This window comes from Candidatus Devosia phytovorans (genome assembly GCA_029202405.1).
Classification (GTDB): Bacteria; Pseudomonadota; Alphaproteobacteria; order Rhizobiales; family Devosiaceae; genus Devosia; species Devosia phytovorans.
Genome location: CP119312.1, coordinates 2,733,553 through 2,759,584, shown reverse-complemented (window position 1 = coordinate 2,759,584; position 26,032 = coordinate 2,733,553). Strand labels below are relative to the sequence as shown.

Sequence of the window (26,032 nt, the reverse complement as noted above, 5' to 3'; positions counted from 1 at the left end):
GCCATGCGCCCTGTCGCAAAGCCAGCCAGATTCCCAAATCAAAAGAGGTTCAGATTGGCTTCGCCTTCTTGTCTCCGGGCTCATGCCCTCAATGCAATCCTGTTGACCGGTTGCGCCCAGGGCGCCCTGCTGCTGCTTGGCAGCGCCGCCATGGCGCAGCAGGCAACCACGGCCGCCACTGACCGTCATGTCACCATGCTGGATCGGCTGACGATCTCGGCCACCATGGTCGACCAGTCCGCTATCGATGCGATGGCGGCGGTCAGTCACCTGACGCAGGAGGAGCTTGAACGGATCCAGGCCAATACGGCGGCCGAACTGTTCCGCGCCGTTCCGGGTGTCGCGGCAACTATGAATGGCGACGATCCGGCCACCGCCATCAACATTCGTGGCCTGCAGCAAGAAGGACGCGTCGTCGTCACGCTCGATGGTGCCCGCCAGGATTATTGGCGCGTCGGCCACGGCTCAGGCTCCTTCTACGTCGAACCCGAATTGCTGAAGGCCGCAACGGTCATCCGTGGACCGGTGTCCAATGCCTATGGCTCGGGCGGTATCGGCGGCGTGGTGTCCTTCGAGACCAAGGATGCCAGCGACTTCCTCCGTCCCGGCGAGACTTGGGCCGTTAGCGAAAAACTGAGCTATGAAACCAATGGCAAGGGCGTCACCACCAGCACGACCGGTGCCGTCAAGCTGGGCGAGAATGCCGATATCATCGGCAACTTCGTCTATCGCGACCGCGATCAGTATCAGGATGGCGACGGCGCCACAGTGCCTTGGACGGGCGAGAACGTCACGAGCGGCTTTGCCAAGGGTACGTTCCGCCCGGCGGAAGGGCACGAGATCAAGCTTAGCGTCATCCGGCAGAATTACGAGGACATCATCACCGGCTCGAGCGGCTCGCCGAGTGCAACACTGTCGCGCTTCGATGCCGTCACGACCAACCAGACCTATAGCCTAGCCTATGACTTCGATCCGGTCGACAACGATCTGATCGATTTCTCGGTTGACCTCTATCACAACCGGACCCGCGCCGAGCAGACGCAGGTATTCCCGCTCGCCTCGGCTGGCACGTTCCGTTACTACGATGTCGCGACCACTGGATTTAACGCCAACAATGCGTCGCGCTTCCCGACTGGCGACATCGACAATACGGTAACGGTTGGTGGCGACTTCTACTATCTCACCGGCGACTCCCAGCTGTTCAACCGTCTCGGTGTCGAACAGGCGTCGCATTTCGGCTCGGGCGAGCAGTATGGCTATGGCGCCTATCTGCAGTGGCAGGCCGAGTATAACGACCTCATCGAAACCGTCGCGGCGCTTCGCTATGACGGCTATCGCCTGGACGGCCAGACCAAGACCGCGCCGCTCACCGATGTCACCATCGACGGCGGCCGTCTGGCGCCTCGCCTCACGGTCGGCGTCACCCCGATCGAAGGCTTCCAGGTTTTCGGCACCTATTCGGAAGGCTATCGCGCCCCGGGCCTGCAGAACATCTTCCGCGGCACCGGCGCCCATGGCGATACGGCATATGTTCCCAATTTCAGTCTCAAGCCCGAAGTGGCGCGGAGTTGGGAAGCCGGCATCAACCTGAAATACGACGACCTGTTCATGGCCGGCGACATGTTCCGCTCGAAGCTGACGGTGTTCCACACCAACATCGACGACTATATCGAAGTCGACCTGACCAGAACGCCGCGCAGCGCCTATAACATCGGGCCGGCTCGCCTGCAGGGTGTCGAACTTGAAAGTCTCTATGACTTCGGACCGGGTTTCATCAATCTGACCGGATCGCTGACCCAGGCTGAGATCACGGGCGGCATCTACAATGGTCAGGCGCTTGACAATACGCCGCTCGAACGCTTTTCCGCGACGGTCGGCGCTCGCTTCCTCGACGACCAGTTGACCGTAGGCGCCCAGTATCTCGCTGTCGGCGGCATCACGCGCACGCAGCGTTCAAACCCGGCTGCTGCCGACGTCGAGGATCCCGGCTACAACCTCGTGAACCTCTTTGCCGACTACCAGGTGAACGACAACACCCACATCAATCTTGGCGTCGATAACCTGTTCAACACGTCCTACACGGATCCGCAGAGTTCCTGGTCCAGTACGGCGATCACCGAGCAGGGCAAAGGCCGCACATTCAAGATCAGCCTGACCGGCCGGATCGGCGGCTAGGCTTCAAACGGGACCCTCGGGTCCCGTTCTCCTTTTCAGGATCCAAGACATGACCTCATTCAGCAGCAGCGCCAGCCTCCAGCTGGACAACTTGCCCACCTATATCGACCGCATCACCGACCGGCTTCTCAGCTTCCAGTCGCAGATGACGGCTGCCGACGACGGTCAGCTCTATCAATTCCCCTGGGGCACGGCGCGCCTGCACATGCCGGCCGGGCAACTCCGGCTGGAAGCAGAGGCGCCCACGGCGGACGGTCTGGCGCGTCTCAAGGTCATCCTGGCCATGGCCGTCGAGCTCTATGCCAAGGAGGACAAGCCGAACATCATCTGGCAGGGCGACCTCAGCGACACCAAGCTCAGCCAGTTCCGCTTGGCGACCGTGCGCGAGGCGGTTTCAATTACGCCCCACATGCGGCGCGTTCGCCTCGCGGCCGACGATCTGGAGCGTTTCGAGAGCTTTGGCGGCATGCATATCCGCATGCTCCTGCCGACCTCCGAAGTTCCCGATCCTGTCTGGCCGGAACAGGGCCCCAATGGCCTGCCATTGTGGCCGGACGAGGCGCGCAAGCCCGTGTCGCGGGTCTACACGATCCGGCAGATCGATCGCGCCAGCGGGACCTTCGATGTCGACATGGTTGTCCACGCAGACGGCGGTCCCGGCTCGATCTGGGCAGAAGCGGCCGCGCCGGGTATGCAGATTGGGATCATGGGGCCACTCGGCAGGCCTATCCCGGAGGCCGAATGGTATGTGATGGGCGCGGACGAAACCGGCATTCCGGCCGTCAGCCGCCTATTGTCTCGCCTCGCGCCCGATGCTCGTGGCGTTGTCCATATCGAGGTGGCAGACCGAAACGAGCAACAGGAACTCCCCGCCCACCCCGGTTTTGAGATCAACTGGATCTATCGTGACGGCATTGCACCTGGCAATGACCACCGTCTGTCAGAAGCCGTCTGCCACACTGAATGGCCATCAGACAGGACTGGCTTCGGCTGGTTCGCCGGAGAAGCAAGCATGGCCAAGATCGTCCGAGAATATTGGCGCGGCGAGCGCGGTCTGGATCGCAAGCAGACACTGGTGGCCGGCTACTGGCGCATTGGTGCGGCGGGTGTCATGGCGGGTTGACACGCGACATCTCGGGCATCTTGGATTACCAGTAATGTTGGTTATATCTCTCATCCAAAGTTGCGAGCGTGGAGCCAAGTTGGGAGACTTTGGATCCTTTGGGCAACGATGGAGTCCCTGAGCGTGGGTTCAAGGCCTCAACGGTTGTGCCGGACAGATGTTTCCGGGCATCGATAGTCGGGAAGTTTTGCAGTTGAAAAGGCTCGACTTGGCGTGGGAGAACGCAGCGAAAAAAGCATGCGTGGCGGTCTGGCGAGCTCGGTTGGCAGTAGCTAAGCGCTAGATGGTCGACGTTCAAGTCTCCACCTGAGGGGGGACGAATGGCTGCCTCCATTATACTGGCGCGAAAAGCGGACAGACTGTTGCCCACCCCGCCTGTGCCGTTCGTATGGCGATCAGTCTACGGCAGCTTTTGGGAACTCAATCGTGCGGCCTGAACGGCAGGAATGGGGCGGAGGCTGTGTGAAAACCCCTGATCATGGTATGATCGGGCACTGCTTCGGAGGTGCCATATGGGAAATTTCGTTGAAGGTGCAGATCGTGACCAAGCGAGTTTTCTGCTGGCACGTCTCTAAGACTATGTTGCCTCCGACAACCCAGTTCGCGTGATCGAGGCTTTTGTCGATGAGCTAGATTTGGCCGAGCTGGGCTTTGCCCGTGTTCAACCTGCCGCAACCGGCAGACCCGGCTATGCGCCGAGCACGATGCTCACGCTCTATGTCTATGGCTACCTGCATCAGTTGACCTCGAGCCGGAAGCTCGAGCGCGAGACAGGCCGCAATATCGAGCTGATGTGGTTGATGGGCAAGCTGGTGCCGGACTTCAAGACCATCGCGGACTTCCGCCGTGACAACCCTGATGCCATCCAGATCGAATGCCAGCGCTTTGTCGCCATCTGTCGCGCCCTTGGTCTGGTCGGTGGTGGCATGGTTGCCATCGATGGGTCACGCCTGCAGCCGGTGAACACGCACCAGAAGAACTACACCAAGGGCAAGCTGGCGCGCCGCAAAGCCCATGTCGAAGAGAGCATCGCGCGCTACCTGGGCGAGCTTGAAGAAGCCGACAGTGCCGAGACTGGCCCGGCGACGCCACGGATCGATCACCTGACCGAGCGGTTGGCGGCGCTGCGCGGGCGCCTTGGCGAACTGGAGGAGATCGGCCGGCAGTTGGAGGCATCTCCCGACGGGCAACTCTCGCTCACCGATCCTGATGCGCGTGCCATGGCGACCGGGAGCGATCATCGAGGTGTGGTTGGCTACAACGTTCAGGCTGCAGTCGACACAAAACATCATATCGTCGTCGCCAATGAAGTGACCAACCGTGGCCATGACCGGTCTCACCTGCTGGAGATGGCCGAGGCCGCCCAGGCCGAGATCGGTGGCTCAGGGATGATCGCCCTCGCCGATCGTGGCTATTACGAGGGAGAGCAGATCCGCTCATGTGCCGAAGCTGGCATCATCCCGATGGTGCCCAAGCCCAATACGTCACCGGCCGAGGCCCGTGGCTTTTGGGGCAAGACCATGTTCGTCCATGAGCCCGAGCCCGACACCTATCGGTGCCCCGCCGGCGAGCAGCTTCAAAAGCGCTTTGCCCGGGTGGAGGGCGGCAAGCTCATCGGTGTCTACTTCAATCAGAAGGCATGTGGTGCCTGCCCATCGCGTCATCTATGCACCGCCGGCAAAGAGAAACGCATCCGACGATGGGAGCATGAGGCAGTGCTCGACCAGATGGAGCGCCGCTTTGACGCTATGCCCGAAGCGATGGCGGTCCGCCGCTGTACGGTTGAACACGTCTTTGGCACGATGAAAGGGTGGATGGGTGCCACCCACTTCCGAACGCGCGGCCTCAAGAACGTAGCCATCGAAGCAAGCCTGACCATCCTGGCCTATAACATCAAGCGCGCCATCGCCGTCGCTGGCGTTGCTTCCACCCTTAAGGCGATGAGAGGCTGAGAGAAGCTTGCACGCGCCGTCGCCAATATCAGACCGCGACCAGGCGCAGAGTTCTCACTCAGCCTCGGGCGCTCAGCGGAAGCAAAAAAACCACGTCGACGCCTAATTTGGTTAACCATAAATAATTGAAGTCTAAGTAGTTATGCGGATGCCAGAATGGCTTCCAGGGACCCGAATGGTGCCGTTAACAACTTTACTACAGCGATTCCTCCACGACACTGGCGGGAATGTCGCAATCATCACTGCTGTCGCGATCCTGCCTATGATCATCATTGCCGGTGGCGCGACTGACGTTGCACGGCATGAGGCATATCGGGTTGAGCTGCAGGACGGCGTCGACAGAGCCGTCCTTGCCGCAGCTTCTCTCACACAGACGCGGTCCATCGAACAGACTGTAAACGACTACATTGCGACCTTGCCCTATTCTGACAAGATTACGCTTAGCTTTACCAATCGATCTTCGATCAATTCGAGAGAGGTATCGGTCAGTGCGTCCTATACAATGGAGACCGCGTTTTTGCCGCTTCTAGGCATCAACACATTGATTGTGAACGCCGCTGGGACAGCGTTGGAGAAGAAAAGCAACATCGAACTCTCCGTGATGCTGGACATATCCGGATCGATGGCAGGCAACAAATACACGAACCTCAAATCAGCCGCGACTTCGTTTGTACGCACGATGCTCACTAACGAGACTAAAGCGTACACCTCCATGACGCTTGTTCCATACGCGGGACAAGTCAATGTTGGGCGCATGGTTTTCGACGGGCTTGGCGGAGCGAGGCAGCATGCAAACTCCTCCTGCTTCAACCTCAACAATACCGACTACGCCAGCGGCTTCAGAAATTTCAACGGCCGCAGTCAGGTCCCCGAGTTTACCCGTTGGAATAGTTCGACCGACAAACCAACTCTGAACGCTAGCATGGATCCTGGTTGGTGCCCTGGCGAGGAGACCTCGATATCATATTTTTCCAACGACGCTGATTTATTGGCTGCTCGCATCTCAGGATACCGGATGGGTGATGGAACTGGCAGCGCAATAGCTATGAACTATGGGCTGATGTTGCTCGATCCAACTGCTCAGCCTCTTGTGGCACAGGCTGCCTCTGTCGGCATGGTGCCTGCCGCATTTTCGAATCGACCTGCCGCATTCACCGATCCGAATACGCTCAAAGTGCTTGTTCTGATGACAGACGGCGCAATCACCGAGCAATACACAGCCAAAGAGCCAGGAAAGTCCCCTCGTCTCCCTAATAATTGGAAGGATTATCAGGATCCTATCACCAATGTGAAGGAGACCGGGACGGTAACGAAGCAGTACCTCAGCAAGGTCTGTGCGGCAGCAAAAGGTAAAGGAGTGGTTGTCTACACAATCGGCTTCCAACTCTCGAATAGCGGGGGCGATCTAACAATGAAAAATGACCTTCGTAACTGCGCCTCTAGCACAAGCCATTATTACGACGTTTCCAGTTTGGATATCGCCTCAGCCTTCCAATCGATCGCTACTTCAATCCAAAAAATCAGGCTTACGAATTGATCCGGACACCGGGAGAGCTGGGCCGGAAGTTCCTAAAGGACCGCAACGGGGTCGCTGCGCTCGAGTTCGCGCTAGTGGCTCCGATGCTGTTTGCTCTTATTTTCGCCAGTATTGAGGCGGGGTGGCTGATGGTGCAAACGATAATGCTGGATCGGGCCCTCGACAAAACAGTGAGATCACTGCGGATTGGAAACATCCCAAACCCGACTTTAGACAATGTACGCGCCGTGCTGTGTTCGGAGGCAATGGTGCTGGCTGATTGTCAGCGAACCGTCACCCTGGAGTTCGTGCCAATTCTGAGCCCATCTGACTACCCCACAGACTTGGCGCGATGCGCCAATCGTCTTACGGGCATCAGCCCGATCCTTCGTTTTAATGCTGGATCGCGTTCGCAAACGGTGTTTGTAAGAGCGTGCTTTGTGGTCGAGCCATTCACTCCAGGGCTAGGATTAGGCCTAGCGCTTTCGAAAGACGAGACTGGATCTATCCGCATCGTCGCCAAGTCCGGCTTTGTGAATGAGCCCTCATGATGCTGTGCTCGTTGAAGTCGTTTTTGGCTGATCGACGCGGTGTTTCAGCCGTGGAGTTTGCTTTATTAGCTCCGGTTATGTTGGTGCTGCTGATCTCCTCTGTCACAGTGTTTGATCTGTTTAGAACCGCGCAATCCGCAGAGAAGGGCACGTTCACGGTAGGAGACATGCTGTCCAGGCAAACCTCAATATCCGAGACACAGTTGAAGAATATGGTGACCTTCATTGGCCACACAGTCGATTTCGAAGGTGAGGCGCGTATCCGGGTGTCGAGTATCTCGAACATCAAAGGCAAGCTCACCAGCGATTGGACCAAGTCAGTTGGAAATTCGGCAATTGAAGTGCCGGCCCTGTCGATGGAGGGGATACCGGACATTGCCGTTGGAGACTCAGTCTTGGTAACCGAGGTCTATGTCCCCCACAGTTCGTTCTTGCCGATCGCTGGACTGGACCAAATGATTTACTCTAACCGCGCTGTCCATCGGCCACGATTTGTAGGTCGCGTGGCGTTCCAATAGCCCGCGTAGGAAGCCAAATTTGCCATGGTGAGCTTCACAGAAATGTCTGCTTATGGAATTGCCTAAACGCGCCGTAAACGTCCGGGATGGGGCGCATAACAGGCGTGTTCACCCGCCTGACACCAATAGATAAAATTAAGCATCCCGCCTTACGCCTCCTTGAGGGCATCACTGCTAATCCTCCCATCGTGCGCCGCGGTGGAGGACTGTATGGCCAAGCTCAAAATGCTCGCGATGATTTTTGGCATTTCGATAGGGATGTGCTCGATTGCGATGTCACAGCCGCTTCGGATCGCGACAGAAGGCGCCTATCCGCCATTTAATTTCGTCGACGAAAAAGGCGAGCTGGCCGGTTTCGACGTAGACATCGCGAAAGCACTTTGCGTCGACATGGATCGGCAGTGCACCTTTGTTGCCGTGCCTTGGGCCGATATCATTGGTGGCTTGCAGGCAAGCAACTACGACGTGATCGTTGCGAGCATGGCCTATTCAGATGAACGGGCTGAACTCGTCGATTTCACGGAGCCCTACTATCGGTCGTACTCTGCGTTCGTCGCCGATCCCTCCAAATTTGCGGATACGACCCCGAAGGCGTTGAGGGGTAAACGCATCGCCACAAACGAAGGGACAATCCAGGCTGAGTTCCTGACGAAGTACTATCCCGAAAGCGAAATCCTTCTCACCATCGATCAGCCGGCGGCATACAAGTTGCTCGCATCGGGGGCTGCAGACCTCATGATGGGCGATGCAATAGAGCAGCTGTCGTTCCTCGAGAGCGCAGAGGGCGCAGCATTCAGCTATATCGGTGACCCCGTTACTGGAGACTATGTTCAGACCTCCGCTCGCATAGCCGTCCACAAAGGTGATTCAGCGCTCTTAGAAGCCATCAACGGCTCCCTGAAGAATATCAAGCTTGATGGCACCTATGATCGTTTGAACGCGGCTTATTTCCCTTTCAGCATCGATTGATGCCATGGCGCTTCTGAAGCCTGCTCGTCCATTGTCGCTGATTGCCGCCGGGCGAATCTTCGTGATCTTCGTGTTCCTGTTTACGGGCGCAGTAGCGCTGTTCTCACACAGTTTCCTGACCAAGATCGAAGCGGATGCGGCTGACATCCAGGACCAGCAGATTCCGGCTGTGCTCGCCCAAAACCGAAACGCGCTGAAAATCGAAAAGCTCGTCTCTTTGACCCGATCGGCGTTCCTCGCACGCGACAGCGTTATGGAAAGGCAGATCCAGCTCCAGGTCAGAATATTGTCCCAGAGCTTCGCGTTAGATGGAGACAACGTCCTGACCCAAGGCGCCACGCAAATGGCCGACGGGATTTCGCGCATTATCGCGGCTCGAGTGGAAGAACGGGAAGCTGGAGGCGATGGCCTCGTGACCCCCGCGACCGCTAATGCGGATGCTGTTGCCGCCTACCAGCAGACCATGGATCTAGCCGAAGGGTTAGCAAATAACCTCTCGACAGGAACGGCGCGGGTTGCTGACAAAATTTCAACCGATATCCAATTCACAGCCGGTGCCATCCGGCAGGCCTGGTGGATTATCCTCGGTGTTCCGCTGGTAGCTACATTGCTGCTGTTCTGGTTTTTCCGCGCCCAGGTTGTCCGCCCAATCGACATTACGGTTCAGCGCCTCGAAGCAATCAAGAACCGCGCTGGAACTGGTTTGGGAACCAAGAAAGCCTGGTTTTCAGACCTTCGGCAGATTGAGCTGGCCGTCAGCGAGTTCGCCCAGGTTTCGGAGGAATTGCACGTCAAGAACGAGATGTTGCTTCTGCTCTCAGATCAGGATCCGCTCACCAAAGTCGGCAATCGCCGCCACTTCGATACAACCCTGACGGACCTGGTCGAGCAACATCATTCGACCGGCAGGCTGGCCCTCCTCCTGCTGGACTTAGATCATTTCAAGCTGATCAACGACCAGTATGGTCATCAGATGGGAGACGCCTGTCTCAAGACCGTTGGGCACGTTCTGACCACACTGTGCGAACCACACTCGTTCATACCGGCTCGCTTCGGTGGGGAAGAGTTCGCTGTCCTTATGCCAGGAGCTGATTTAGCGGAGGCAGTGATCTTCGCCGAACGTATGCGCGTTGAGGTTTCACGTCTGACCATAGCAACCAGCGGCGACGGATCCTCGGTCAGTGTTACGACCAGTATAGGTGTCGCCAGCCTCGCAGACGTTCGTCCACGGTCTTCCAACGCATTGATCGAGGCTTCGGACCGGGCGCTATACAAGGCAAAATCTGAGGGTCGTAACTCGGTCTGCTGCGATCGGCCCAATGATATAGGACGGTTGCGACTTGTGAAATGAGCCGCGTCTACACGAGACGCCGGATCGGCGACCTAATGCTCGATAGTAGGTCGGGGGACGCACGCATCGAGCATCAGGGGTCGCCGACGGTGCCGCTAGCAAGGGACGCGGACGACACCAACGGCCCATGGGAATGAGCCCCATATAGAAAACGGGTGTTCGGCAGATATGTCCACATCGATGCGCAGGTGGCTGCATGCTTTACGTGTATGGACCTTTGGAAATGGAGAGCACGCAAGGCCTTCAGGCAGGATGGGGGAACGGAACGGGACCTGAGGATATGCTCGGCCGGCAAAATTAAGTCAGCATTCACTTGGCCGCTTCATAATCGGCGAGCGTGATATGTAGTGAGTGCGCGCAAAGACTGCGTTCAGCGCCCGTCTCCGCAAGGAGGCGGGCGTCTCGCTGCGGAAACTACTTCAAGCACTGTTCGTTATTTCTGTGAGGCCACGGACGTGGGGAGCGGACACCCCCGCGCTGGCCGCTCCCCATAGTGCCGCCCCTTGACGCATATGAGATTTCGGCGGTGCCGCCGGTGCTATCTTGTTCGAGCGTCTAATCACCGGATGCTAGAGCGCTTTCATTCAAACGGCGCCTCAAACTCGATCGGCTCGCCTGACCGGTTGGCGACAATCCTGTTGTTTATAAGTTCCGTCGCACTCAGGGCGATGTTGAACTCGCCGCCGTTCGCACTGAGCACAAGTGTCATCGGAGAGTCAGCATCGTCGCCCAGAACGCGTACGACCGTGCCAAGGGGGGTTCCATCGGTGTCGATGACATCACTCCCGATCGCTTGCTCGACTGTGATCCCCAACACCGCGACGTTTGCATTAGGATCTTTGAGTTCGACTTGGGCTAGTGGCACCTGTGCGCTGCTGGATGCGCAAAACCCCAAAAACGCCGCTGCTAAAACTAAGGTCCTCATAAGTGCTCTCCTGATCATTGGAGAGAACTAACTCCGACTCAGCGGACGATGTTCCTGTCATCGGCACACTGCGCACCGATCCATAGGGCAAGCAGCCCTAACCGAACGATCTGATTGAATCGGCTACGTCCTCTTTTACGACTCAAAAGGATGAACTCAAACGGCTCAAATGGGCGCTCTGCTGAAGGCCTCGCCCGACCCCATTGCTGACGTTAAGAACATAATCTTGGCCCGCCTGAAAGTTGCCATTCCTGCGATTGGGGAAGTTTTGCCGGGGGGGGGGGGGGGGGGCGTTTTCCGGCAAACTGGGGGCCCTTCTGCAGGCTCACTTGGTGGCGGCTGTTCTCACACACAACTTGTTGCCGTCCGGATCCCGCAGGTAAGCGACAAATGCACCATTTGGGCGTTCGACCGGAGGCGTTTCGATGGACTTGCCGCCATTTGCAACTCCCGCAGCATGCCACGCATAGACATGTTGGGCGCTTGTCGCGAGAATGCCGATCGTTCCGCCATTAGCAGCGGTAGCGGGTTTGCCATCGATTGGCTTCGTAATCATCAGTCTGCTGCCGCTGTGCCCATAGACCAGTCTACCGCCTGCATCCATCTGGCCGGGGCCTCGGCCTAATGCCAGAAAGGTCGCGTCATAGAACCTGCGGGCCCGCTCCAGGTCGTTACTGCCGATCATGACATGGGTGAACATTCTTCGCTCCGCAGATGCATGGAGACCGCCATGCCACACAGTCGACCAAAGTTCCACTCGCCAGGGTTGCGCATGCAACGGTCTTCCGCCGTAAGAGTGGTGGCCGAAATGACGGTTCCTCGTTAACGTTGGTGATTGGCTGACACGTGGAGGACGTGATTGCGCAAGCTCTATACGACATTGGGACAATTCGATGCTGGGCAGCTGGGGATGATCCTGCCGCACGAGCATGTCTTTGTGGATTTGAGGACGCCTGATCAGCCCGGCTACGCCCAGGCCAACGTCGACGACGTTCTCGCGCTGATGGTGCCGCAGATCGAGACTATAAAAGCATGGGGGGTTACGGCCCTCGTCGAATGCTCAACCGGTGGCGTCGGCCGGCGTGCCGACCTCGACCTAGCTGTCAGCCAAGCCACCAATTTCCCGATCGTTGTCCCGACGGGCAATTATCGCGAACCCTGGATCCCGGCGTGGGTCCTGACGGCAAGCGAGGACGCGCTCTATGATTGGATGCTGGGGGAATTGCAAGCATCCATCGACGACACTGGGGTCAAAGCGGGATGGATCAAACTAAGCGCTGGCGACGATGGCATGACCGTGCTTGAAGAGCGCATCTTACGTGCCGCGACGCGGGCTTCCATAGCAACGGATGCTTTGATCGGTAGCCACACCATCCGCGGGCGCGTGGTGATGGACCAACTCGACGTCATTGCGTCCGAAGGTGGCTCGCCCCACCGCTTCCTGTCCATCCACACGCATGCGGAAGCAGACTTCGGACTGCACCAGGCGATCGCCGGGCGCGGCGCATGGATAGAATATGACAATGTTGGGTCGGTGCCCGTCGAAGAAAGCGCCAAACTGATCATGCGTGCCCTTGAGGCCGGGCTGGGCAATCAACTGCTGATCAGTCACGATCGCGGCTGGTATGATCCTGCCCTCCCGGGTGGGGGGATTCCAAAACCCTATACGGTGGTAAACTCGGAACTAATCCCGCTTTTGATCGCTGAGGGTTTCAAGGATGACATGATCATGCAGCTATTTCATCGAAACCCATTCGCGGCATTTTCCCGACCTTGATGAACCTGCCGGTGACGCCCAAAGCGGCTAGTCCAGTCTTAATCCCAACGCTGCCGGCATCCAGGCGCCCAGGGCCATCGGTCTTATGCCGCCTCATTGCGATCACTGCCGCCACGTCTCCCCGGTCCTCCAAAGGCAGACACGGCCTCCGCGTCGGCGTTTGATACTTTAGGCCTCCCTCACACCATACAGGTTACCTATGTCACGCATTATCGTTATTGGCGGCAGCGGCCACGTCGGCAGTTATCTGGTCCCGCGCCTCGTCGAACTCGGTCATGAGGTCGTGAATGTCAGCCGTGGCAGCGCCAAGCCATATCGTTCGCACCACGCCTGGGACGTCATCGAGAACGTCGCCATCGACCGCGCCATGGAAGAGAAGGTCGGCACGTTCGGTGCGAGGATCGCCGAACTCAATGGCGACATTGTCGTGGACATGATCGCCTTCGACCTCGCCAGCACCAAGCAGGCCGTCGAGGCGATCCGCGGCAAGGTCGAGCACTACATCTTCTGCAGCACGATCTGGGTCTACGGCGGCCTCACGACCGTGCCCTCGCCCGAGACCGATCTGGTGTGCCCGATCGACAGCTACGGACGCGGCAAGGCCGAGAGCGAAGAATGGTTGATGCAGCAGGCTCGCGTCCATGGCTTCCCGGCTACCGCATTCCGGCCTGGCCATATCGTCGGCGAAGGCTGGAACCCGATCACGCCGCAGGGCAACGCCAACCCTGAAACCTTCTCGCTCATCGCTCGCGGCGGCGAGTTGGCGTTACCGAACTCCGGTTTGGAAATGGTGCACCACGTCCACGCCGACGACGTGGCGCAATGGATCATCTGCGCGATCCAGAACCGGGCTGCCTCGATCGGCGAGGTGTTTAATACCGTGTCCGATCGGGCGGTCACGCTCAAGGGTTATGCCGAAGCGGTGTATCGCTGGTTCGGCAAGGAGCCCAATCTAGCGTTCAAACCGCTTGAGGAATGGCTTATGGACCTGCCCGAGGACGCCCGGGAGAACACCCGCGGTCACGTCATCCGCAGCAGTTGCCATTCGATCGAGAAAAGCCGCCAGCGTCTTGGCTACCACCCGCGCTACTCAAGTCTTGAGGCTGTCCATGAATCGCTGCAGGCGTTGATCGCTGCAGGCAAGGTTAAAGTGCCGACGAGCTGATCACTTAGTCACCAGATGGATGCCGCCAGTCCGCTGCCACCCCATAATCGCCATCGTATCCGATTGAGCGGACCGTCCGCTTTCGGCAAGTCGTCGAGGCCCACTGAACGGCTGGAATGTGGCGCCTTGCTGCCGGCCGCTGTCGACCCCATTTCGGCTATTCGCAGTTGCACGTCGATTTCCCAGAGGCAGCCACTGCATTACGCCCGTATCTAGCTCCAGAGACGCTATATGGGCATGCGGTACGCGGCGACGAATTTAGTGCGGCGGACCGGTACTTCATTGGTCATTCTTCTTGCGGAGCCTGAGCCACCCGAAGCCGGCTTTCAAGGCAATAAGGTCGATCTTCAGAGATCAGGAGAATACCGAGGCAGGACCAATTCTGCGAGCCATCGGAAACCGTTGGCTTGGTCGGACCGTTGCCCTGCAGAAAGCACGAGATAGTCGAGATCATCTTTTGCTAGATGAGAAGGACCCCTGAGGATGAACAGGAACGACGAAGGCGCAGCGACCAACACTGCCGTCCTCGTTACCGCAGTTGCGCGTATTGACCCCGACGAGGTGATCGTAACCTGCAACGCGTCGGCGGAGGCAACCGTTCTCGGCGCGCATGCAGTTTCTCACCGCCTCTCCGTTAAGCTCAGCGAGGCTGTTAAGTTCGGGAGAATTGGGAAAGTAGGGCTCTCGCAGTTCAAGAGTGCAGCTGAGGCAAAATCGGGCGTTTTCCATCTGAATGATGGTCGGATGTTTCTCCTACATGCGACAATTGTGGATGGATGGAAGCAGCTGGAGTGGACAGACGTGTCCCGCCTCTCTTCTGCATCGGCGCTCCGTGAGCCTGTGACCGGGCTATACAACAGACATGGTTTTGCTGAAGCCCTTTCCCGACGCAGTCCGGGCTCGACCCAGATGCTTCTACGGCTCGTGGTGGACTCCTTTGGTAAGGTTCGCGATCAGTTAGGCCAGCTAACTGCCGACCACTTTGTATGCAGAATTGCCGACCGGATCGCCAGCCGAATCGACCCTGCAGGGGTACATTTGGCGCATTTCGGAAACGGTGAATTCCTGATGGTGATCGACGAGGCCGGGGAAGCTGTGGCACTAGATATGCTCGATCTTCTAAGCCGCCCCTATTTGGTAGACGGTGGGATGATCCACTGTTCTGTCAGCATCGGCATGGTCGCGGCGCCCGACGTCGGTGACATTGATGAAGAATTGCGGAACGCGGGGCTGGCACTGCAGCAAGCCAGATTGGAGGGCGGAAACAGTGCTCAGCCGTTCACGGCAAGCATGCGGCACGCCCTAGAGCGCCGCAACGCTCTTGAGTTCGATCTGCGCAAGGCTCTGGCGCTGGGTAAACTTTCGCTCGTCTATCAGCCGCAGTATCGCATCGAGGGCCACAAACTTGTGGGGTTCGAAGCTCTGCTGCGATGGGACCGCGAGGCAGGTCCGGTTTCTCCGGCTGACTTCATACCACTGGCCGAAGAACTCGGACTCATCGTACCGATCGGCGAGTGGGTTTTAAGGACGGCGTGCCTGCAGGCGGCAAACTGGCCTGGCCACATCACAATCTCTGTCAACGTGTCTCCGGTCCAATTCCGCAGCCCGGGCATAGTTACCGCCGTCGCTGCTGCAATTAACAACGCGCGGCTTGATCCGTCCAGGCTGGACCTCGAGGTGACCGAAGGGGCGCTGCTGGCCAACAGCGCGGCGATTATGGACGTCTTCCACCAGTTGAAGATTCTGGGGGTGAAATTTTCAATGGACGATTTCGGAACGGGATACTCGTCGTTGAGCTACCTGCAAAGATTCCCCTTTGACAAGATCAAGATCGACCAGTCTTTTGTGCGCCGCCTTCCAGACAGAGACAGTCGGGCGATCATCCGGGCGGTCTGTGCGCTGGGCAAGTCCCTGGGGATGGCGACGATCGCGGAAGGGGTCGAGACGGAGGACCAGCTGTCGCAAGTAAAGAAGAAGGGTTGCCAGCAGGTTCAAGGCTATCTGACCGGCCGGCCCATGACGCCAGATATGGCCGACCTGCTCGCCGCCGGCATCGAACTAACCAGCGGGGAACGCTGATGACCGAGTTCAGACTGGTCTATTACAGCCGTAACCTGATCCAAGAGGACACTCTCGCTCAGGCGGTCGATACCATCCTGCAAGCCAGCAGACGCAACAATCATCTCGTCGGCGTGACGGGCGCACTGATGTTCAGCAGAGGACATTTCGCCCAAGTGCTAGAAGGTGACCAGGCTGCGATAGAAAGCACGTTTGAGCGCATACAGCAAGACACTCGGCACGGCGAAGTTCATCTGCTGGATTTCTCTCCTGCACCCGAAAGACAATTCCGGAACTGGTCCATGGCCTTCGTCGGCCTGGGAGACGACCCATCCTTCGGTGCAGCGGCGAGGAGCGGCTTCGATCCCCGCACACTTGATGGCCAGCAGCTGTTCGACAGGCTTCTCGACCTGTTGAACGAATAGCGCGAAACAGCCGCGCAGGACATGTCATTCCTGCCACGAGATATTTCTGTCGGCATCTCCAGATGATCTGCTATTGCCATCCTTAACTCTTCGGATTCCGAGAGCGGCAACAGGGCGAAAACACCATGGACATCGAACGCCGAAGAATGAGTGCAGCTAGGTCGGCTCTTGGATTGGATCCAGCTATCGCCATCGGCCTGACCACAGCCCTGCTGTTCTTCATAGCCAGTGGTCTCATCGCTTACGTTAACGTGCAGTCGCTGAGGGAGAACAATCAGAGGATCGTCGAAACGCACGTTGCGATCGTGGCGCTGGACGAGCTGTTCTCAACGGTCCAGGACGCGGAGACAGGACAACGCGGCTTCCTGCTTACTGGTACCGAAACCTATCTCGCTCCTTACACCTCTGCCGTTCAGCAAATTCCGACGCGACTGGATGACATCGGCCAGCGCACGTCGGGCAGCGAAGGACAGGACCAGCGGCTCGCCACTTTGCGGATAAACATCGATGCCAAGCTGGCGGAGTTGAACGAGACAATCGATCTTCGTCGTTCTGGACAACTGGATGCCGCACTGGCCATCGTTAATTCCGACCGCGGCAAAGTCGAGATGGACGCGATCCGCGCGCAGATCACCGCCATGGCCCTGGAAGAGGGGCGGGTCCGCACGCAGCGCCTGGCCAATATGGAGATCGCACATGACCGCGCGGTCTGGAGCGCCGTGCTGTCGGCGATGCTCGGCGTTCTTCTCACAGGCATCATCGCTTTCCTGATGCGTCGGACGACATTGTCCCAGCGCAGGGAGCAATGGTTGCAGTCGGGCGAGGTGGGACTGGCCGCGGCAACCATGGGCGACCAGCCGATGGAGCGACTGGGCACCAGTGTCCTCGAATTCCTGGCCGGTTACACCGGCGCGGTAGCAGGCGCAGTGTTCGCTAGTAACGGCGACCGATACCTGCGCGTCGGTTTGTACGGGGTGCCGTCTGGGGTGGCGGTGCCGGCCACCTTCGGACCCCGCGAAGGTCTGCTTGGTCAGGCTGCCGCCGACGCCCGCCCGATCGTTGTCAGCGACGTCCCGCAGGGTTACCTCGCTTTTGGATCGGCTCTGGGCACCGGCGAACCGCGCCATCTCGCGATCCTGCCCGGCAAGATCGACGAAAACGTCAATTCCGTCGTGGAGCTTGGTTTTCTTCGTCCGATCGACGAGCCGGTCATGGCCCTGCTCGAACGCGCCTCCGAAGCGATTGCCATCGCCGTACGTTCCGCGACCTATCGTGGCGAACTGCAGAACCTACTCGAGGAAACGCAGCGTCAATCTGAAGAACTGCAGACGCAGAGCGAGGAACTGCGGGTATCCAACGAGGAGCTGGAGGAGCAGAGTCGTGCACTCAAAGAATCTCAGGTACGCCTAGAGCAACAGCAGGTCGAGCTCGAACAGACCAATGCGCAGCTTGAGGAGCAGGCCCAGCAACTCGAAACGCAGCGAGACGACCTCGAAAAGGTAAATGCCTCAGTGGAACTTAAGGCTCGGGAGCTCGAGCAGGCAAGCCAGTACAAGTCGGACTTCCTGGCTAATATGTCCCACGAACTGCGCACGCCTCTAAACTCATCGCTGATCCTGGCTAAGCTGCTTGCCGACAATCAGGAGGACAACCTGACAGATGAGCAGGTCAAGTATGCCAAGACCATCCAATCCTCCGGCAACGACCTACTAAATCTGATCAACGACATCCTCGATCTTTCCAAGATCGAGGCGGGGCATGTCGAGATACGCCCGGAGGCGGTGTCGGTGGAGCGGCTGGCGAACAGTCTTAGACAGACTTTCGATCCGCTGGCTGCGGATAAGAAGCTGGACTTCGCGGTGGAAATCTCCCTGGACGGTCCGCCGAGTGTCGACACCGACCCCCAGCGGCTCGAGCAGGTTCTCAAAAACCTGCTGTCGAACGCTATCAAGTTCACCGAGGCCGGAGAGGTCCGGCTGGTCATTTCTCCCGGCAGCGACCGGATGCTTAATTTCGCTGTCAGCGACACGGGGATCGGCATCGCAAAGGACCAGCAACAGAGTATCTTCGAAGCCTTTCACCAGGCGGATGGCACGATCAGCCGGAAGTACGGCGGTACCGGCCTGGGCCTTTCCATCTCCCGCCAGTTGGTGCGCCTCCTGGGCGGCACCTTCGAGCTGCGCAGCGAACCCGGGAAGGGCAGCGTCTTCACAGTGAACCTTCCGATGGAATACGACGCTGTCAGGGTTGCGCCGCGCGACCTCGGCCTGCCTGTCGCCGCGACATCGAATTTGCCTGCCGCACCTGTCGCGCCCGCAGCAACGCGACCGATGGTCCGGGTGCCGGACGATCGCGATTCCCTCACCGGCGACAAGCGGATTCTGCTAGTCATCGAGGACGACAGCACCTTCGCTTCTATCGTTCGTGATCTTTCTCGCGAGATGGGCTTCCAGTCGATCGTCGCCGGGACTGCCGAAGAGGCTCTTGGGCTGGCGAAAACCATCATGCCGAGCGCCATCGTCCTCGACGTCGGTCTTCCCGACCAGTCCGGGCTGGCGGTCCTCGACCGCCTCAAGGATGACGTGCAGACCAGGCATATCCCGATCCATGTCGTGTCGGCGGGCGATCACACGGAGTCCGCTCATTCCTTGGGAGCAATCGGCTTCGCCAACAAGCCGATCACACGGGAGCAGCTGGTCGGTGTGCTTCAAAAGCTTGAAGCACGGCTCTCGCAAACCATGCATCGTATCCTGGTGGTCGAGGACGATCCGATCCAGCGCGACGCTGTGGCCAAGCTCCTGGGATCGGCCGATGTGCAGACTGTGACTGCTAGCACGGCTGCCGAATGCTTGGCGCTGCTGCGAGACCAAACCTTTGACTGTATGGTCCTCGATCTCACGCTGCCCGATGCCTCGGGGTATTCGCTGCTGGAAACCCTGAGCCAGGAATCGGCCTACGCCTTCCCGCCGGTCATAGTCTATACTGGGCGGGACCTGTCTGCGGATGACGAACAGCGACTGCGTCGATACTCACGGTCCATCATCATCAAGGGCGCGAAATCGCCCGAGCGGCTGCTCGACGAGGTTAGTCTCTTCCTGCATCAGGTGGTTTCCGAACTGCCGCAGGAACAGCAGAGGATGATCCGCAAGGCCCGCCATCGCGACTCCCTGCTGGAGGGCCGCCGCGTCCTCATAGTCGAGGACGATGTCAGGAACGTCTATGCCCTCACAAACATCCTCGAGCCTAGAGGAGCGATCGTGCAGATCGCGCGCAATGGCAAGGAGGCGCTCGATACGCTGCAGGCCGCCGACGAACTTTCCGGCATTGACCTCGTGCTCATGGATGTCATGATGCCAGTGATGGACGGTCTCACCGCCGCGCGCGAGATCCGCAAAAATCCGAAATGGAAGAAGCTGCCCATTATCACGCTGACGGCCAAGGCCATGCCTGACGACCAGCAACGGTGCATAGAAGCCGGAGCCAACGACTACATGGCCAAGCCCCTCGACGTCGACAAGCTCTTGTCCCTAGTGCGCGTCTGGATGCCCAAATGACTTCTGCACTGCCTTCGGAGAAAGTCGAGGACATAGAGATTCGGCTGCTGCTAGAGGCGCTCTTCCTCAAGTACCACTACGACTTCCGTAATTATGCCACGGCATCGATCAAGCGACGGCTGCGGCAGGCGCGCATCCAGCTAGGCTATCCCACCATCTCTGCGCTGCAGGACGCACTGTTGCACAACTCGGATATGCTCCCGTCGTTGCTCGGCTATCTCACCGTTCAGGTTAGCGAGATGTTCCGGGACCCGGGCTACTTTCGTGCAATCCGCGAGAAAGTCGTCCCGCATCTTCGAACCTATCCTTCGCTTAAGATTTGGATCGCCGGGTGCAGCGAGGGCGAGGAACTCTATTCCATGGTCATCCTGTTCCGCGAGGAAGGGCTGGAAGACCGCACTATTTTCTATGCGACCGACATCAATCACCGCGCGCTCGGAGCGGCAGAAGCCGGGATTTATCCCCTCGACCGGATACAACTTTTCACGGAGAACCACCGGCGATCTGGCGGCAAGTCCTCGCTGTCGGACTACTATCAGGCAGCCTATGGCCGCGTGGCGTTCGACAAGTCGCTGCGTAGCAATGTTGTTTTTTCGGACCACAGCCTAGTCACCGACGCGGTCTTTGCCGAGATGCATCTGATTTCATGCCGGAACGTGATGATCTATTTCGACCGCGACCTGCAAAACAGGGCTCTCGGCCTCTTCGACGATTCCTTAGCGCGAAAAGGTTTCCTCGGCCTCGGGGCGAAGGAAAGCATCAGATTCTCCCCGCGGGGAGCCAGTTTCGCTGACTTCGTTCGCGAGGAGAAGATTTATCAAAAGAGGGCGGACGCATGACGACGCGACCGGAAGCCATAGTCATCGGGGCATCCGCTGGTGCCGTTGAGGCACTTTCTGCGATCCTGCCAAAGCTGACGGCCGGATACGCCCTTCCGGTGATCGTGGTCGTCCATTTGCCCCCCGACAGGCGCAGCGAGATGGCGGAGCTGTTTCAGGCGAAGTGCCGTATCTTGGTCCGGGAAGCGGATGACAAGCAGGCCATAATGGGTGGCGTCGTCTATTTCGCACCGCCGGACTATCATCTGCTGGTTGAATCAGACCGGCACTTTTCCCTCTCCGTCGACGAACCTGTTATGTACTCGCGCCCTTCGATCGATGTGCTGTTCGAAAGCGCGGCGGACGCATATGGGTCAGGACTAATCGGCGTGATCCTGACCGGCGCCAATAGCGACGGTGCCATTGGCCTATCAGCCGTCATGCAGGCGGGTGGCGTTGGGATCGTACAGGACCCTATCCAAGCCCAAGCCTCGGCGATGCCCGAGGCTGCGATGAGGCTGTCGCCAAGTGCTAAAGCCATGTCGCTTACTGGGATAGCCCAATATCTGGAAGGGATCGCATGACTACGAACAAGCCAACACCGCTTCTGCTCGTGGATGATCTCGAAGAAAACCTTCTATCATTGGAAGCCCTGCTGCGTCGTCAAGACCTTGAAATCGTCACGGCCAGATCTGGCGATCAGGCTTTGGAGCTATTACTCGACAGAGACTTCGCGTTGGCGCTAGTCGATGTTCAGATGCCCGGCTTGAACGGCTTCGAGCTAGCCGAGCTGATGCGCGGAAACGAACGCACGAGACGTATACCGATCATTTTTGTCACTGCGGGGGCTTCTGACGGACAGCGGCGCTTCCGGGGCTACGAAGCGGGAGCAGTCGACTTCATCCAGAAGCCGATAGAGCCAGACATTATCCGCAGCAAGGTCGACGTATTCTGCGAGCTTTACCTTCAGCGCGAGCAAATTGCAGCGCAGCGCGATGAGCTAAGTGCTCAGGCCGAGGCCTTGCGGGAGGCCACACAGGCTAAAGATATCCTGATCCGGGAGATCAACCACCGCATCAAGAACCTTTTTAGCCTGACCTCTGGGCTGATCTCCCTCAGTGCTCGGCCCGCGACCAGCGTCGCGGAGCTCGTGTCCGATCTTCAGGGCCGTATGCATTCCTTGGCGCGCGCTCATGAATTGACACTTCCAGATTTGACGGATGCGAGCAAGTCAATGGAAACGGCCACCACGGTGGTGGGCCTACTCCATGCCATTTTGGCGCCTCATCAGGTCATGGGATCCGAAATCCTGGTGTCTGGGTCCGACGTACCATTGAAGGGGAGGGCGTTAACGTCACTTGCCCTCCTTCTGCACGAGCTGACCACGAATGCGGCCAAATATGGCGCGCTGTCTCCAAAGGGCGGCGTATTGACGGTCAACCTGTCGACGCGAGATGAGACGCTTCAGTTGAAATGGGAGGAGCGGGGATTTGAGCCTGGTGGTACCCCGCAACGGGAGGGTTTTGGCACCACTTTGGAACGGGCTGCTTTGCAGGGGATAGGCGGAAGGCTGGACAGGAACTGGCAGCCGGACGGACTTGTCCTTTTAATCGAGGCTCCTCTCGTCAATCTGATCTCGTGACGATGCTATGGACTTGGGAGCCGACGTGAGCAAATTTGACAACCTTTGGAACCCCCGAGAGCGCCAAGCATTCAAGACACCGTAGACCCGTCAGTCTGCACCGGAGATCTAGCCAGAGGCGGATGTCCCCAATGCCCGGCAGCGCGAAAGCGCTCCGGTCTTTTTAATGTCCGGAGAGGGTTCAAGGACTGACTACCGCAGCGGCTTTCACGCCTGTAGCAACGACGTTGTCAGACCCGAGAATTAATCTCACGCGCAAACTTATCGTGACAAGTAAAGTTCACTCACAGAACAAAAATATAGTCTATAAATTCGGAAACTTGATCCAACCAGACCCGTAGCTGCTTCGAGAAGACCGCAAACGAAGACTTCGATAATGAGCGTGTCGCCCCGCCTGTCACGACGCAACTTGCTTAAATGGACCGGCGCCGCCGGCACGATTGCAGTTGCTGGTTCCCTCCTGCCCAATTTTGGTATTTCCGCAGCACTAGCCGCCGAGCTTGGCGATGGAGACGTCGGCGTCCTGAACTACGCCTATGCGCTCGAACAGCTTGAGGCCGCTTTTTACACCCAGGTTCTCGAAGCCCCATTTGGTGAAATGCAGGTCAATGACCAGCGCATCTTGACCCAAATTCGCCATCACGAGATCGCCCACCGTGACTTCCTCAAGGGCGCCCTTGGTCGCAATGCAATTCCGGCGCTTGAAGTAGATTTCTCCGCAGTCGACTTCTCAAGCCGCTCCAGTGTGCTGGGCACGGCCGACGTGTTCGAGAATCTGGGTGTTGCCGCTACAATGGCGCCGGCCAGCTGATCTCCAACCCGGTCTATCTCATTGCAGCGGGATCGATCGTTTCGATCGAGGCCCGCCATGCCGCGGCAATCGCCGATCTTCTCAAGCCCTTCAGCGCCGAGGCCGCCGGACGCGGCAATGTCGACCATCAGGGGCTCGATGCTGCCCTGCTGCCCAAGGTTCTCAAGGCTGCAGCGCCATTCATCGCAACTCCCGTCACCGCTGCAACCCTGCCATAAGTAGAGAAGATCATGACACAGCAAGACACCATTCTCTCAGCCATCGAGCCGGAACTGGCGGATACCATCGTTCAGGGCCGCCGCGACGTCTTCACCCGATATGCCAGGGCCGCAGGCATCATGACCAGCGCACCACTAGTGCTCGCACTGGCTTCTCACCAGGCTTTCGGTCAGTCCATGCCCCAGGTGATCGTTGATACGCTCAATTTCGCGCTGACGCTCGAATGCCTCGGAGCCGCCTTCTACGACCAAGGCAACAAATCCGGGGTCATCCCGTCGAAATATCGCAGTGTGTTCCGTACCATCGGACAGCACGAGACAGCCCATGTGAAACTGCTCAAGGGCGTACTCGGCTCGGCGGCCGTGGCAGCGCCTGGTATCGATTTCACTGCCGGTGGCAAGTATGTCGACGTCTGGGAAAACTTCGACACATTCCTGGCCCTGAGCCAGACCTTCGAGGATCTGGGCGTGGCTGCTTATAAGGGGCAGGCCGGTAATCTCATGGGCTCACGCGAGGTGCTGACAGTGGCGCTGCAGATCCACTCGGTCGAGGCCCGCCACGCCTCCGAGGTCCGCCTCAGCGGCCTCAAGTTCGGTTGGGACGGCGCCTTCGACAAGCCCATTAGCAAACGCGCTGTGTTGGCCGCGGCGGCACCGTCCCTGGCGTAAACCAGAAGACATCAAGAGCGACGAGATCGCTCACCATTTCGACCAACTTGCCCCGATCAGACGCAGATCGGGGCATTTTTCTGGACCGGTGGCGCGAGTTCACGCGCGAAAAACAAAAGGGCCCCGCGTTGCGGAGCCCTCTGTTTCTGAGATTGGAGGTCCAGAATTAGAAGCGGTATTTCAGCGTCGCCTTGACGGTGTGGAAGTCGAACATGTCATCCGAGCCACGCAGGTCAGCACCGGCCGGGTTGACGCCGGCGAACGGACCATTGGCGAAGCGCGTGGTGAAATCGGTATCGCCGAGATTTGTGTAAGCGTATTCCACGCCGACCGACCAGTTCTCCTGGATTTTAGCTTCGACACCGGCACCCACCTGGAAGCCCACCGATGTGGACGAGCCGCCGCGCGACACGCCATTCGGATTGGTCGATTCGAAGCTGAAGCTTGTGTCACCGATGGCCAGACCACCATGCACATAAGCCAGAACATCTTCGGTCACGAGATAACCGCCACGTGCACGGATCGTGCCGAGCCAACCAAGTTCGGAAACCTGGGTGTAGGAAGCGGGAGTGGAGGAGAAACCGCTCTGGCGATCCTGGAAATCGACATAGCCGATGTCGATCACGCCACCGACGACGAACTGGCCCATCTGATGATCATAGCCGGCTTCGATACCGCCCAGAAAACCACCGTCGTGAGAACCGATGAAGTTGGAGCCGAAGGCAGCGGCAAGCGGACCAGCCAGAGGTTCGCTGAAATCACCATCGAGATCTTCGTCGATTTCGATCACGCCGGCAGACGACGGATTGAAGGCGCCGCCTGCAAAACCACCGACGTAAAAGCCGGTCCAGTCACTGGCCGGGGCCTGGTACATGTCAACGGCGGCAGTTTGATTGCCGTAAAAGTCTGCAGCTAGGGCAGGCGTCGAGATTGCGGCAGTTGCCAGCAACAAAGCGGTCAGGCGGATCATTCTCATCTCCGGACGATCGGGTTGTGCAAAATGCGTTGATCGTATGAAGACGTTACGTCGGTTGTCGTAATTTAGTTCTACACGTTTTGACTGCGATCAAATTGGGCAATTCTATGTTGCCATTATGGCACCAAATAATTGTGAACGATGACAGCGATTTGGAGGTTTGCAAACCCTGCCTACGCAGTTCAACAGCTTTGAGAATCGGTCACGTTCATCGTGCGCTAGTCGGCATCCTGAGCACTGTTTAAGGCATCGGTCCGGTTGATCATCAGCGGCGATAGGGTCCGTGGATGCCTTGGCGGCAATGTCACATGGGCACCGCTTGCAAGGGGAAAAGGCTACTGGTTCTGCTCAGGACCTTGTGATCAGGGAAGATGTCCGCTGGGCGGACTCTGGTTGTCGAAGATTACTACCGCGCTGCCGGTCACAACTTTCACGCGGGCGGCAATGCCAAATCGGAAGTCCTGCTTTGCGGCAAGGATAGCGGCAGTTTCGGCGGCGAATTGAGAGATATATGGGCCCATGACCACATCGGCTGAGCAAATATGCCAACGGCCTTCTAATTTGGTGACTAGGTATTCTTCAGCCACGGCGCTCTCCTCAGAGGAGCGCAACATTTTGACGATCCGGTTGTTCCAAGCCCCGTTCATCACTTCGCCGTAGTCACTGCCTCAATCTATGAACCGGATGCCCGCGCCTAAAGCATCACGCCAAATCACTTGCACTGGATGCATGAGATTGCCTGGCATCAGAATGTAAAAGCAGGCTGGTAAGGGACGCAATGGATCCAGCGCTATTCGGATACCTTGACGCGTCTGGTTGAGCACGTTGACTGCCATGCG

21 protein-coding genes and 1 pseudogene are annotated in these 26,032 nt (G+C 58.3%); 18 read left to right on the top strand and 4 right to left on the bottom strand.

Annotated elements, in window-relative coordinates; all coding sequences use genetic code 11:
* Window positions 1-102 precede the first annotated feature (102 nt).
* The 8 genes and pseudogenes from P0Y65_13645 (at window position 103) to P0Y65_13610 (ending at window position 10,155) form a co-directional block, all read left to right on the top strand.
* Entirely contained in the window at window positions 103-2,175 is a 2,073-nt protein-coding gene (locus P0Y65_13645) for a TonB-dependent hemoglobin/transferrin/lactoferrin family receptor (protein ID WEK03242.1), read from the top strand.
* 49 nt (window positions 2,176-2,224) lie between these two features.
* Window positions 2,225-3,298: a siderophore-interacting protein gene (locus P0Y65_13640; protein WEK03241.1), complete on the top strand. Its 1,074-nt coding sequence runs from the start codon at window positions 2,225-2,227 to the stop codon at window positions 3,296-3,298.
* Window positions 3,299-3,810: 512 nt separating this feature from the next.
* Window positions 3,811-5,250: pseudogene (locus P0Y65_13635) on the top strand (IS1182 family transposase).
* 175 nt (window positions 5,251-5,425) lie between these two features.
* The gene (locus P0Y65_13630; protein WEK03240.1) at window positions 5,426-6,787 is read left to right on the top strand and encodes a pilus assembly protein; all 1,362 of its coding nucleotides are present in this window, start codon (window positions 5,426-5,428) and stop codon (window positions 6,785-6,787) included.
* Entirely contained in the window at window positions 6,784-7,317 is a 534-nt protein-coding gene (locus P0Y65_13625; protein ID WEK03239.1) for a pilus assembly protein, read from the top strand. Before P0Y65_13630 ends, P0Y65_13625 begins: the two co-directional genes overlap by 4 nt.
* The gene (locus tag P0Y65_13620) at window positions 7,314-7,835 is read left to right on the top strand and encodes a pilus assembly protein (GenBank protein WEK03238.1); all 522 of its coding nucleotides are present in this window, start codon (window positions 7,314-7,316) and stop codon (window positions 7,833-7,835) included. Before P0Y65_13625 ends, P0Y65_13620 begins: the two co-directional genes overlap by 4 nt.
* Window positions 7,836-8,045: 210 nt before the next feature.
* Window positions 8,046-8,804 (top strand): transporter substrate-binding domain-containing protein, encoded by a 759-nt coding sequence (locus tag P0Y65_13615; GenBank protein WEK03237.1) that lies wholly within the window; start codon window positions 8,046-8,048, stop codon window positions 8,802-8,804.
* A 4-nt stretch (window positions 8,805-8,808) separates the two neighbouring features.
* Window positions 8,809-10,155 (top strand): GGDEF domain-containing protein, encoded by a 1,347-nt coding sequence (locus P0Y65_13610; GenBank protein ID WEK03236.1) that lies wholly within the window; start codon window positions 8,809-8,811, stop codon window positions 10,153-10,155.
* A 580-nt stretch (window positions 10,156-10,735) separates the two neighbouring features.
* Here the strand turns inward: P0Y65_13610 and P0Y65_13605 are convergent.
* On the bottom strand, window positions 10,736-11,080 hold the full coding sequence (locus P0Y65_13605; protein ID WEK03235.1) for a PRC-barrel domain-containing protein: 345 nt from the start codon (window positions 11,078-11,080) through the stop codon (window positions 10,736-10,738).
* Window positions 11,081-11,405: 325 nt separating this feature from the next.
* Window positions 11,406-11,780 carry a VOC family protein gene (locus P0Y65_13600; protein WEK03234.1) on the bottom strand — a complete coding sequence of 125 codons (375 nt, stop codon included), beginning with the start codon at window positions 11,778-11,780 and terminating at the stop codon, window positions 11,406-11,408.
* A 159-nt stretch (window positions 11,781-11,939) separates the two neighbouring features.
* Between P0Y65_13600 and P0Y65_13595 the strand changes: the two genes are divergently transcribed.
* The 10 genes from P0Y65_13595 (at window position 11,940) to P0Y65_13550 (ending at window position 24,217) form a co-directional block, all read left to right on the top strand.
* On the top strand, window positions 11,940-12,857 hold the full coding sequence (locus tag P0Y65_13595) for an esterase (protein ID WEK03233.1): 918 nt from the start codon (window positions 11,940-11,942) through the stop codon (window positions 12,855-12,857).
* A gap of 199 nt (window positions 12,858-13,056) precedes the next feature.
* Window positions 13,057-14,022, top strand: a complete 966-nt coding sequence (locus P0Y65_13590) for an NAD-dependent epimerase/dehydratase family protein (protein ID WEK03232.1) — start codon at window positions 13,057-13,059, stop codon at window positions 14,020-14,022.
* 483 nt (window positions 14,023-14,505) lie between these two features.
* Entirely contained in the window at window positions 14,506-16,101 is a 1,596-nt protein-coding gene (locus P0Y65_13585) for a bifunctional diguanylate cyclase/phosphodiesterase (GenBank protein WEK03231.1), read from the top strand.
* Window positions 16,101-16,505: a BLUF domain-containing protein gene (locus P0Y65_13580; protein ID WEK03230.1), complete on the top strand. Its 405-nt coding sequence runs from the start codon at window positions 16,101-16,103 to the stop codon at window positions 16,503-16,505. Before P0Y65_13585 ends, P0Y65_13580 begins: the two co-directional genes overlap by 1 nt.
* Before the next feature lie 125 nt (window positions 16,506-16,630).
* Entirely contained in the window at window positions 16,631-20,059 is a 3,429-nt protein-coding gene (locus tag P0Y65_13575; protein ID WEK03229.1) for a response regulator, read from the top strand.
* Window positions 20,056-20,898 (top strand): protein-glutamate O-methyltransferase CheR, encoded by an 843-nt coding sequence (locus P0Y65_13570; GenBank protein ID WEK03228.1) that lies wholly within the window; start codon window positions 20,056-20,058, stop codon window positions 20,896-20,898. Before P0Y65_13575 ends, P0Y65_13570 begins: the two co-directional genes overlap by 4 nt.
* Entirely contained in the window at window positions 20,895-21,461 is a 567-nt protein-coding gene (locus tag P0Y65_13565) for a chemotaxis protein CheB (protein ID WEK03227.1), read from the top strand. The genes P0Y65_13570 and P0Y65_13565 overlap by 4 nt, the downstream gene beginning before the upstream one ends.
* Window positions 21,458-22,519, top strand: coding sequence for a response regulator (locus tag P0Y65_13560; GenBank protein ID WEK03226.1), 1,062 nt, complete (start codon window positions 21,458-21,460; stop codon window positions 22,517-22,519). The genes P0Y65_13565 and P0Y65_13560 overlap by 4 nt, the downstream gene beginning before the upstream one ends.
* A gap of 382 nt (window positions 22,520-22,901) precedes the next feature.
* Window positions 22,902-23,330, top strand: a complete 429-nt coding sequence (locus tag P0Y65_13555) for a ferritin-like domain-containing protein (GenBank protein ID WEK03225.1) — start codon at window positions 22,902-22,904, stop codon at window positions 23,328-23,330.
* Between the two features lie 230 nt (window positions 23,331-23,560).
* Window positions 23,561-24,217, top strand: a complete 657-nt coding sequence (locus P0Y65_13550; GenBank protein ID WEK03224.1) for a ferritin-like domain-containing protein — start codon at window positions 23,561-23,563, stop codon at window positions 24,215-24,217.
* A 166-nt stretch (window positions 24,218-24,383) separates the two neighbouring features.
* Here the strand turns inward: P0Y65_13550 and P0Y65_13545 are convergent, their stop codons facing one another.
* Both P0Y65_13545 and P0Y65_13540 read right to left on the bottom strand, forming a co-directional pair.
* Window positions 24,384-25,187, bottom strand: a complete 804-nt coding sequence (locus P0Y65_13545) for an outer membrane beta-barrel protein (GenBank protein ID WEK03223.1) — start codon at window positions 25,185-25,187, stop codon at window positions 24,384-24,386.
* A 368-nt stretch (window positions 25,188-25,555) separates the two neighbouring features.
* Window positions 25,556-25,780: a hypothetical protein gene (locus P0Y65_13540; GenBank protein ID WEK03222.1), complete on the bottom strand. Its 225-nt coding sequence runs from the start codon at window positions 25,778-25,780 to the stop codon at window positions 25,556-25,558.
* Between the last annotated feature and the right edge of the window lie 252 nt (window positions 25,781-26,032).

Coding starts and splice junctions, on each gene's coding strand:
- P0Y65_13585 (WEK03231.1), top strand. CDS start 14,506: ATGAACAGGAACGACGAAGGCGCAGCGACCAACACTGCCGTCCTCGTT.
- P0Y65_13620 (WEK03238.1), top strand. CDS start 7,314: ATGATGCTGTGCTCGTTGAAGTCGTTTTTGGCTGATCGACGCGGTGTT.
- P0Y65_13570 (WEK03228.1), top strand. CDS start 20,056: ATGACTTCTGCACTGCCTTCGGAGAAAGTCGAGGACATAGAGATTCGG.
- P0Y65_13640 (WEK03241.1), top strand. CDS start 2,225: ATGACCTCATTCAGCAGCAGCGCCAGCCTCCAGCTGGACAACTTGCCC.
- P0Y65_13590 (WEK03232.1), top strand. CDS start 13,057: ATGTCACGCATTATCGTTATTGGCGGCAGCGGCCACGTCGGCAGTTAT.
- P0Y65_13565 (WEK03227.1), top strand. CDS start 20,895: ATGACGACGCGACCGGAAGCCATAGTCATCGGGGCATCCGCTGGTGCC.
- P0Y65_13560 (WEK03226.1), top strand. CDS start 21,458: ATGACTACGAACAAGCCAACACCGCTTCTGCTCGTGGATGATCTCGAA.
- P0Y65_13580 (WEK03230.1), top strand. CDS start 16,101: ATGACCGAGTTCAGACTGGTCTATTACAGCCGTAACCTGATCCAAGAG.
- P0Y65_13545 (WEK03223.1), bottom strand. CDS start 25,187: ATGATCCGCCTGACCGCTTTGTTGCTGGCAACTGCCGCAATCTCGACG.
- P0Y65_13575 (WEK03229.1), top strand. CDS start 16,631: ATGGACATCGAACGCCGAAGAATGAGTGCAGCTAGGTCGGCTCTTGGA.
- P0Y65_13600 (WEK03234.1), bottom strand. CDS start 11,780: ATGTTCACCCATGTCATGATCGGCAGTAACGACCTGGAGCGGGCCCGC.
- P0Y65_13610 (WEK03236.1), top strand. CDS start 8,809: ATGGCGCTTCTGAAGCCTGCTCGTCCATTGTCGCTGATTGCCGCCGGG.
- P0Y65_13630 (WEK03240.1), top strand. CDS start 5,426: ATGGTGCCGTTAACAACTTTACTACAGCGATTCCTCCACGACACTGGC.
- P0Y65_13605 (WEK03235.1), bottom strand. CDS start 11,080: ATGAGGACCTTAGTTTTAGCAGCGGCGTTTTTGGGGTTTTGCGCATCC.
- P0Y65_13550 (WEK03224.1), top strand. CDS start 23,561: ATGACACAGCAAGACACCATTCTCTCAGCCATCGAGCCGGAACTGGCG.
- P0Y65_13615 (WEK03237.1), top strand. CDS start 8,046: ATGGCCAAGCTCAAAATGCTCGCGATGATTTTTGGCATTTCGATAGGG.